Here is a 6,542-nt window from a genome sequence, read left to right as displayed (position 1 = left end):
CTAAATCCTTATCTGGCAAGAGATTTAATTGATTAGTTCGCTCTAGATCAAAAAAATTGACAAAAATCGCCAAATGCCTTTCTATATAAGGGGTCCATCCCTTATAACCCCGTCCATTGCATAAGACAAACCGAAGAGCCAAATCAGTCAGATCACTAGCATCTCGTTTGTTAATTCCTGTTTTTTCAAGATATTGAGTCAAAATATTTTCTAATTCTTCCTTATAGATTAAATTAGCATCTAACCCTTTTTCTCCTGCTTGCATGGCACTTGCGACTAAACGCAGAATGTCCCTTTTATCTCTTAGATCAATATTGTAAAGATATTTTTTCAGTTCAGGATCAATTAATCCTTCCTTGGTTTCAAAATCCCATTGATGTAATAACACCTCTGACGCTTTTTCATAAAGTTTTGAGCGATCTCTTGGTAATTCTTGAGTTCGGTTCAGAATAGCCATCATCGTTAATAATAAAGGATTTCCTGCTAATTGCCGAATCGCTTTTGACTCCTTAATTGCCTTTTGTAAACGTTCTTGTTTTTGGGTTTTATCATCTCGATTTTCAAAAGCTAAATCATGCCAACGTTTGATAAAATCTTCAATCTGATCTTTATCTAAATCTTGGATCATAAAATGTTCAAAACCAGCATGATTTAATTCTTCTGCTTTATATCCTAACCAGCGAGAAGTTACTATAATCTGCACTTGAGGATATTGAATACTAAAACGTTTGATATCCGTGACAATTTCTTGTCTTAATTGAGGATTAAAAACTTCATCTAAACCATCAAAAAGCACAAGAGCCTGACCTTTTTCAAGTTTATCGTCTAAAGCAAGTTGATTGAGATGACAAATCAGATTACCTTGATGGAAAAATTCTAGAATATTCTTACACTTTTTTTCATCCTTATCTCTGGCATAAATACGCAATTCTATCAAAAGAGGAAGGGGAAGCAAAACACGCTGACTGAGTTCTTTTTCAGCCCAATTTAAAGCTAAATACTGCAATAAACTCGATTTTCCCGCCCCCGGATCGCCTAAAATTACGGTTCGTCGGTATTCAGAAGAATTGACAATATCCAAAACAGGATCTAATTTTTCATTCAGATATTCTCGCCGTTTTCGTTCTAGTTCTGCTTGTATTTGTTCTAACTCCGCTTGAGTAATTTCTCCCCTATCTACAAGTTCCTGCAGCACTTCTTTAGGTAATTCATAAAGTTGAGGAATAAACTGTTTGCATCGTCTCACATTTTGCGGCACAAACATTCGCCAGAGTTTAATTTGCTCATAAGTCGTTGTGTTTAAACATTCTAATTTAAGATGGCCATATTCCTTTTTTAAGCCTTCCGCATAGTTATCTAAATTATAATCTGTTTTAACTCCTGCTATTTCTTGAATATTTTGGCTATCTTTATTCTGTAACTTAACTAAAAAAACGGCTCTTAGCTTTTCAGAATTTTCAATAATTTCCTGAGTTTTTCTCAAATAAAATTTACCTAGTTTTTCCCAGTTAAATTCAGCAGGTAACGGGGGTAAATTGAGTCTTTGCCAAGATTGAGCTAACGTCAAAGTATCAAGAATTTGACAATCAATATCAAAAGCATCCCCTAAAATAGGTTTAACTTGGTCATCTTTAATAAAAGTCTTGAGAGGTTTTTCAAAGTTTTTAATTTGATCATCCTCCAAATCCGCCATTTCTAACTGTTGCTGAAAGAGTTCTAAAAACTCCTTCATTGCTTTTCCATAAGCTTCTTTTTGAACATCTTTTTCAGGTAAGTGTAACACTTTACCTAGACTGTTTTTAAAAAATTCCTTTCCGTAATCTTTTGCACCCTCTATTGCCAACTCTTGCATTACTGAACGAACAAGCGAACCTGCGGCTTGAGTAACCCCCCAGACAATTAACGGGTCAACCATGGCGATAAACTTAAGATCCTGTGGATACTATCTAAGCTTACCAACTTTAATCGTTTTTCGTCTATCATTCCGACAAATGAAGAGAACGATTTAAAATATCCTCAATACCGTAGGGACAAACGGGGGGAAACTCTAATCCCGTCTCTCTAAAGGCATCGGCACAAGCAACAGCATAGAGTTTAAATAGGCTTTCATCGGTTAAATATCGCTTTAAACTGGGGCTATCGTCCAAATAAAGCCTAATATTAGCTCTTTCTCGCTGAATAGTTCCCAACCAACCCCTGGATCGCCGTTGAGGTTGATAGTCCCACTTTAATAAATGATGCAAAATTAATCTGAGACTAGCGAGTAAGCGATCGCGCTCCCGTTTCGACAAATCCCGCACCTCTTCGACTAAATTCTCAATATCTAACTCGGAAAACCGACCGGAAGCTAATAAATCGGCCATTTGTTCGGCCCAAAGTCCAAAGTCTTGCTCATAGGATGCCGTCATCGATTTATCTCCTTCTAAGCTCAATTAACATTATATTAAACCTCTTGCATAATTAATTTTTGATGGTTCAAAAACAGCAAAAACAAGGATTAAATTAGCCAAAATCTGTAAATTATGATTCATTGATGACCAGGAAACCAGCATCGTTTCAAAGATCGCCGAACCATTAACGGGTTTTGCGTCTTCGGATGACATTATTAGAATAACGAGAAGGTTTTGGCCGGGGTTCTTTTCCCCCTCCCAATTCGCGACTAACTTGCTGAAAAATATCCCGTCGCAGTACAGGATATTCCCCTATCCACTGGTCGAGTTGGGGAAGATGGACATCAGAAAGCTGATTGATATCCCCTAAATCGGGTTCTCGAGACATTAACAAAGCTTCGGCCACCATCCCGGGACGGATCGATTTATGAATGCGTTTGAGGGGAGCGCGAACGATCGCCGAAAAGCCAGTTTGATCACCGATTTCTAGATTAATACAGCGTTGGCGATTTTCGATAATCTCTAATTCCCCGCGTTTATTGACCCTTTCTTCTTCCCCGATTAATTCCTCGGTGACAAAAGCATCGAAAACGCGACCGCGCCAAAACCCCCCGTAGGGAAGACGACGATAGGTATTATTGCGAACACTGGCCCAATAAACCGGACCCCAGAGCCAATATAAACCGGCGATAATGTCGAAAATCAGTTTAATTGTTAAACCACCAGGACCGAATAAATTACCGATTAACCAAGCTGCGGTGAGAGCGATGATAGAAATAAATAAACGGCGCAGAAAATCAGACCATTTACCCCAATAGTGAGCGTACTGGGGGCCGGTGGCGATAATCGGGACAATTTGCTTGATCGATTGACGGGTAAGGGGAACCAACATTATCAGTTATCAGTTATCGGTTATCAGTTATAGTGTGCCTAATTGATTCGTGAATGGGTAGGCTCTAGAAGTCGGGTGTCGCTTGACGGCAAGCAGAGGACGTTTACATTTCATTTAGGTGCGCTATATCAGTTATGACAGCGTTTCTCATACTAGATGAAGTGTAACCTAATTTGGTATCGACTACCGACTTCCCAAAACGAAAACTTTGTACCTCACCACTAAGATAAATGCTATAGTTTTGGGGAATTGTCTATATGTTGGTTGCCATTCATCCCATCGCTAAAAGCTCAGGACTTCTGGCGAAATTTCAGTTAAAAATTAAATCCCTCAAGAAGTCCAATGAAACAATCTATAATAAAATCAATGCTGTTTTGTTCCCAAAGACTGCCACCATGACTTCTTCTCCGGTTAAATCCTTAACTTCTCAGATTGTAACCACTCAACATTTACCCCCGTTAGAAAATGGGGATCGTTTAATTCGTCCTGAATTCGAGCGCCGTTATCAAGCTATGCCAGGATTAAAAAAAGCCGAACTGATCGAAGGAGTTGTATATATGGCATCCCCATTAAGGTTTAAATTTCATGCTGAACCCCACGGACGTTTAATCACTTGGTTGGGAGTTTATCAAGCTGCTACACCCCAAGTACAAATGGGTATTGAGCCAACAGTTCGCTTGGATATCGACAACGAACTACAGCCGGATGGGGTGTTATTAATCAGTCAAGAAAGTGGGGGAAAATCAACCCTAACTGTAGAGGGATACCTAGAAGGAGCGCCGGAATTAGTGGTAGAAATTGCCGCTAGTAGTGCCGCCATAGATTTAGGGGATAAAAAACGCGCTTATCGACGCGGTGGCATTCAAGAATACCTTGTTTGGCAGGTATTTGACCAAAAAATTGATTGGTTTAGTTTACAAGATGGCGATTATATTTCTTTGTTACCCAACCAAGAAGGGGTGATTTGCTCTCTAGTATTTCCGGGGTTGTGGTTAGATATTTCAGCCATGCTCAACGGCAATATGTCACGGGTGTTAGACATCTTAAAAGCTGGAATTAACTCGTTAGAACATCAACAATTTATCCAAAAGTTAACCGCAACGCAGTCGGGGGAAGCCAAATGAAACCTCCAGCTATTCTCATTTTAGGAGAAACCAGTATCCCCGTTGCTCGTCAAGTGCAAATGGCCCTACCGGAAGCAGTGGTTTATGGGTTAATAAAGCGTACCCAGTCGGCTGATTTTACCTATAATAATTTTGGCGAAACCGTGCGAGAATTTTTCCAGACGGGAACGCCAATTATTGGCATTTGTGCGGCGGGTATTTTAATTCGCACTTTAGCACCTTTATTAACTAATAAATGGCAAGAACCACCTGTATTAGCAATCGCAGAAGATGGCAGCGCCGTAGTGCCTTTGTTGGGGGGTTTACAAGGGGTTAATGATCTCGCTCGTCAAATTGCCTCGGTTTGGCAAATTTCCCCCGCAATTACCACCACTGGTGATATTAGATTTAAAACGACTTTATTATCGCCACCCCCGGGTTATCAGTTAGTTAATCCCGATGATGCTAAGAAGTTTCTTGCCGATTTATTGGCGGGTGAAAAAGTAAAATTAATTGGTAAAGCGGACTGGTTAAAAAATAGTAATTTACCGATTTCATCAGCAGCAAAACTGAGCATTGAGATTATCGATAAAAATAACTTAAACTTGGCAAAACCTAGCACTGCCTGTTTAGTTTATCTGTATGAGGAAAGCCAGCAAATTAAGGAAAAATCCAGTTTGTCCCCAGGGGATTTTGCCCAGGAAAGTCAAGGTAAATTAGCCATAGTCGGAACCGGCCCTGGTGCGCTAAATTGGGTGTCGCCGGAAGTTCGAGAAGTATTGGAAAAAGCCACGGATTGGGTGGGTTATAAAACCTATTTGGATTTGGTAGAATCCCTGCGAAAACCAGAAATTGTCCGCCATGAATCGGATAATCGGGTGGAACTTGATCGCGCGGAAATGGCCTTAGATTTAGCGGCTAAGGGGCGATCGGTTGTCTTAGTTTCTTCCGGAGATCCCGGAATTTATGCCATGGCCGCGGCCGTGTTTGAGGTATTAGAAAAAAAAGCGAAACCGGCATGGGATGCGATCGCCATTCAGGTCTGTCCGGGGATTTCGGCGATGCAAGCGGCGGCCGCCAGGGTTGGCGCACTTTTAGGACATGATTTTTGTGCGATTTCCCTATCGGATATTCTCAAATCTTGGCAGGTGATTTCTCAGCGCATTGAGTTAGCAGCCCGAGCAGATTTAGCGATCGCATTTTATAATCCTGTGTCTCAAGAGCGCACTTGGCAATTGGAGAAGGCAAAAGAGATTTTATTACAATGGCGCTCGCCGCAAACTCCTGTGGTACTAGCGCGTAATTTAGGGCGAAAAGGGGAAACAGTGACGGTGAAATTCCTAGAGGATATGACTATTAAAGATGCGGATATGCGAACCATAATTTTGATTGGATCGAGTAAAACTCGCCTGATTGAGCAGGGTAAAACCAAGCAATGGGTTTATACTCCACGTCACTATTAGGTAATAGGACAAAATTAACTTCTTGGTTAGGATAGGTAACAGGCAAAAGGCAATAGGTAGTTACATATGTGTAATTAATCGTGTCTAGCTACTTAGAAACCATTTTTTTCAATTCTTCGATCCCTCGATCCCTCACTTATGACCCATATTCGGCACTTCAGTTTGAAGCATAAAAAACTACAGGTCTTTTCAAAGAAAAAAGGCTCTTCTAGACTGGTTATAGCAAATTAGTAGTTTAAATGAGCCTAAACCCTTAAATAGCCTGGAATCCAACAAATCAAAAAGCTTTTTTTATTAAAATTGCTTTTTCGAATTATGGTGAGCCTTATTTGGCAAAGCTTGCGTGGATTATTTTCTGCTAATATATCATAACTGCTCTAGAAGAGCCAGAAAAAAAATCAGAATAATCAAAAAAAATACTCAACAATCAGATATTGAGCAGAAATCGTAAAATATCAAATATTTTTTGGCTCAAATAGTTAAACTAAGTCACAACAATTCTAGGATTAGCGACTTAGCGATTAGCAATGGGGAGCATCCCAAGTATGTAATTAGTATAAATGCTCAGAAGGGTAAGAAGGCTTTTGTAGTAACGATTCTGGTTCCAATCACACAATTTAGAGAACCGTTGAAAATCTATGAACTCCCGAAAAGGCTTGCCATATAAGTATTTCGCATCTAAGTACAATTGCTT

5 protein-coding genes are annotated in these 6,542 nt (G+C 40.0%); 2 read left to right on the top strand and 3 right to left on the bottom strand.

Going from position 1 to position 6,542, the window contains the following annotated elements:
- The 3 genes from IM456_RS18165 to IM456_RS18155 form a co-directional block, all read right to left on the bottom strand.
- A partial coding sequence (locus IM456_RS18165; protein ID WP_287693023.1) for an NACHT domain-containing protein occupies nt 1-1,915 on the bottom strand: 1,915 nt, incomplete at its 3' end.
- 64 nt (nt 1,916-1,979) lie between these two features.
- Nucleotides 1,980-2,408 carry a DUF29 domain-containing protein gene (locus IM456_RS18160; RefSeq protein ID WP_287693022.1) on the bottom strand — a complete coding sequence of 143 codons (429 nt, stop codon included), beginning with the start codon at nt 2,406-2,408 and terminating at the stop codon, nt 1,980-1,982.
- Between the two features lie 166 nt (nt 2,409-2,574).
- The gene (locus IM456_RS18155; protein WP_287693020.1) at nt 2,575-3,282 is read right to left on the bottom strand and encodes a DUF8619 family protein; all 708 of its coding nucleotides are present in this window, start codon (nt 3,280-3,282) and stop codon (nt 2,575-2,577) included.
- Nucleotides 3,283-3,539: 257 nt separating this feature from the next.
- On the opposite strand from IM456_RS18155, the gene IM456_RS18150 reads away from it, so the two are divergent.
- Entirely contained in the window at nt 3,540-4,406 is an 867-nt protein-coding gene (locus IM456_RS18150) for a Uma2 family endonuclease (RefSeq protein WP_287693019.1), read from the top strand.
- Nucleotides 4,403-5,848 (top strand): precorrin-3B C(17)-methyltransferase, encoded by a 1,446-nt coding sequence (cobJ, locus tag IM456_RS18145; protein ID WP_287693018.1) that lies wholly within the window; start codon nt 4,403-4,405, stop codon nt 5,846-5,848. The genes IM456_RS18150 and cobJ overlap by 4 nt, the downstream gene beginning before the upstream one ends.
- Nucleotides 5,849-6,542 lie beyond the last annotated feature (694 nt).

This window comes from Microcystis sp. M079S1, assembly GCF_020246425.1.
Taxonomy (GTDB): domain Bacteria; phylum Cyanobacteriota; class Cyanobacteriia; order Cyanobacteriales; family Microcystaceae; genus Microcystis; species Microcystis aeruginosa.
This window is presented reverse-complemented; position numbering and strand designations above follow the sequence as displayed.

What these genes read in the sequence shown, in the direction of transcription:
- IM456_RS18155 (WP_287693020.1), bottom strand. Translation starts at nt 3,282, where the DNA reads ATGTTGGTTCCCCTTACCCGTCAATCGATCAAGCAAATTGTCCCGATT.
- IM456_RS18150 (WP_287693019.1), top strand. Translation starts at nt 3,540, where the DNA reads ATGTTGGTTGCCATTCATCCCATCGCTAAAAGCTCAGGACTTCTGGCG.
- cobJ (WP_287693018.1), top strand. Translation starts at nt 4,403, where the DNA reads ATGAAACCTCCAGCTATTCTCATTTTAGGAGAAACCAGTATCCCCGTT.
- IM456_RS18160 (WP_287693022.1), bottom strand. Translation starts at nt 2,408, where the DNA reads ATGACGGCATCCTATGAGCAAGACTTTGGACTTTGGGCCGAACAAATG.